Annotated in this window: 1 protein-coding gene; it reads left to right on the top strand. The window is 64.7% G+C overall.

All coding sequences use genetic code 11. The features are described 5' to 3' along the window. Positions 1 to 752 precede the first annotated feature (752 nt). Positions 753 to 2,639: hypothetical protein (locus tag TX83_RS20160; RefSeq protein ID WP_141233599.1), on the top strand; the 1,887-nt coding region annotated here is incomplete at its 3' end.

Below are 2,639 nucleotides of genomic sequence, written 5' to 3'. Positions count from 1 at the left end.
GGGGGGGGGGGCAACGACGTCTAAGAAATTTCCTAGAAAGCCCCGCCCCAGCCTGTGTGCCGGACTAAGACATTTCCGCATACCAAAGCAATAAGACTCTCAGCACAATGTTTCATGTTGGGATGGTAGTCACCGTTTTTGCACCCAGGGATGGGGTTGGAGTGCGTTCTCTAGCGCGCTTCGGGGCGCGGGAGGCTGCGGGTGGCGGGTCGTAGCGAGTCCAGCAGCGGCTGAGACATCGCCGTCCGGCCGCCGCCTTACGAAATCGGCAATCACAGCGGGCGCCTCAGCGGGCGCTCGACCGGCGGAGCTTTGTCCGGCGGATCAGGGGGTACTGGCCTATGAACTTCAACACACATCGTCATGCGGTCCGCTCGATCGCGACCACGGCAGGGGCGGCCGGTTCATCGCCGGCTTGCGCTCGCGGCCCCGCTCCAGCGGGAAGACGGGGGGAGTTCCTCAGTCCCGGCTCGCGGCTCAACAGCCGTGCCTTGCTGACTTTGATTTTCGCCTTGCTCGGCTGCGCCGGGCTGTCGGTGATAGCGCGAGAGTTTTCGTGGTGGGGCGGTAGTGTCGTTTGAGCACAAACTTCTGGCCGTTTGGCCATGGCACCGATCGCTGATGGGTGCCGATCAGTACGGACTTCCGGTGAGTGCATGCGGGCTGTGCCGGCAGCTGGATCAATCAATGGGCGACGAGAAATGAATATTTCCCGGTTAATAAGTGGTGGGACCGGCGATCAAGCGGGGGGCATGCTGCATGCGGCCCTCGGAATCCTGTTGCGGCGCGGCGCGCAAGCGCCTGCGCGTGGTTGGCGGCGCGGGCTCGCATGGAGCTTTCTGCTGCTGGCGCAGTTCGCGGCCGGGCAGGCGCTGGCGCAGACGGAGAATTTTTGTGAGGTAGTTGCTGGAGAGCGGCCCATCTATTCGCTGAGCGGCGGCGGCGGCACGGTCACAATACGTAAGTTCTTCCCGGGCGACACGGCCATGCCGACGCGGTTCACGATCGCCGACCCGGGCTCGAACGCCAACGGCTCCAACGGCCTGATGGTCGACTCGACGGCCGGGCTCCTGCTGTATGTCAACCGCGATTTAAACAATGGAACCGTCCAGCTCAGGGCCATAGACGGCAGCGGTGCCGCAACCGACGCGGCGCAGCCCTTCACCGTCGCCGAGGGCGAAATAAACGCAGGCGATGTCGACGTCGTCCGAGGCGCCTGGGCGCCGGCGAGCCCCGCGTTTCCCAACGGCGTTGGCTACATCTCGTCCGGTTCGAATCCCGTCGTGCTCTATCCGATCATTCCCGTCACCGGCGGCACGGGGAGCAATCGCTATACGATTGGCGCTCGCATCGTACTCACTCCCGATTTTCCCCCGGAAGGCGGCGGCACCGGCGATCTGATTTTCTCCAGCGCCACCGAGGGCATGGTGGCCGTCGGCAGGGACTTCTACGCCTTCAATCTCACCGCCAGCACCTTGACCCGCCTCACCCGCCCGGTGTTGGCCGATGGGTCGGAGAACACCAATCAGTGGAACGCTCTGGCAGCGACCGCAAACTCCGTCTACGTCTCGAACAACACCGGCAACTATCTCTACAACCGAACCACCGGCCGGTATGACATTCCGTTCGGTGCGGCGAGTGTCAACGACACGGCGTCGTGCGCCGTTCCTACCGGTTTCCCGCTGGTGCCCAATATTTCGGGCTTGGTGAAAACGCTGGCTTCGGTCAACGGCACGCCGTATGTGGCCGGCGAACCGATCAAGGCCGGCGACACGCTGGTTTATCGCCTCCAGTTCCGCAACACGGGCAGCGACGCGGGCACGGTCTACACCAACAACGTCATCGAGACCATTCCGCCGAACACGACCTATCTGGCCGGCCACCCGGAGCAGGACTTCGGCACCTGCACCGTCACCGGGACCACTCTTAACTGTACGCCCACTTGCTCGGGCCCCACCTGTGTGAACATCAATACCGTCGCAGTTCCGGCGGGCGGCACTGGCGATTTGACCCTCGTCGTCGAGGTCAATGACCCGCTGCCGAGCGGCGTGGCGGAAATCAACAACGTCGTGGCGGCTACCATCGGCCGGCGTAACGACGGGACCGGCGGTACGCCGATCAATTGCGCGGCTCCCGGCAACGACTGCACCGAGGTGACCCCGATCATCAACGTCGTCAAGACGCTGATCACCGGCGGCCCGACGGCGGCCGCGGGCGAAACCCTGGTTTATCAGATCCAACTGACCAACAGCGGCACCACCCCGGCCACCATTCCGGTCGGTGGCGTTACCGAGACCGTGCCGACGGCGACCACCGCCGCGGCGGGCGACAGCTTCAATTGTGCCGCCGGCGCGGCGGCGGGCACGAGCTGCACCAACACGGCGGCGGTTACGATCGCTCCGGGCGCCTCGCAGGATCTAACCTTCCGGGTGACGGTACTCGACCCGCTGCCCGCGGGTACCGCCAACATCGTCAATACCGTCGCACTGCCGCAGTTCGTCGATTGCGCATCGCCGGGCAACGACTGCTCGGAGGACACGCCGACGGCCGCGACGGTGACGTTGTCCAAGGCACTGACCAGCGAAAGCGGTACCCAGGCGGGCATCGCCGAAGCGGGCGAGACGCTGACCTACACGATC

The organism is Lysobacter antibioticus HS124 (genome assembly GCF_000336385.2).
Classification (GTDB): Bacteria; Pseudomonadota; Gammaproteobacteria; order Xanthomonadales; family Xanthomonadaceae; genus Lysobacter; species Lysobacter firmicutimachus.
This window is presented reverse-complemented; position numbering and strand designations above follow the sequence as displayed.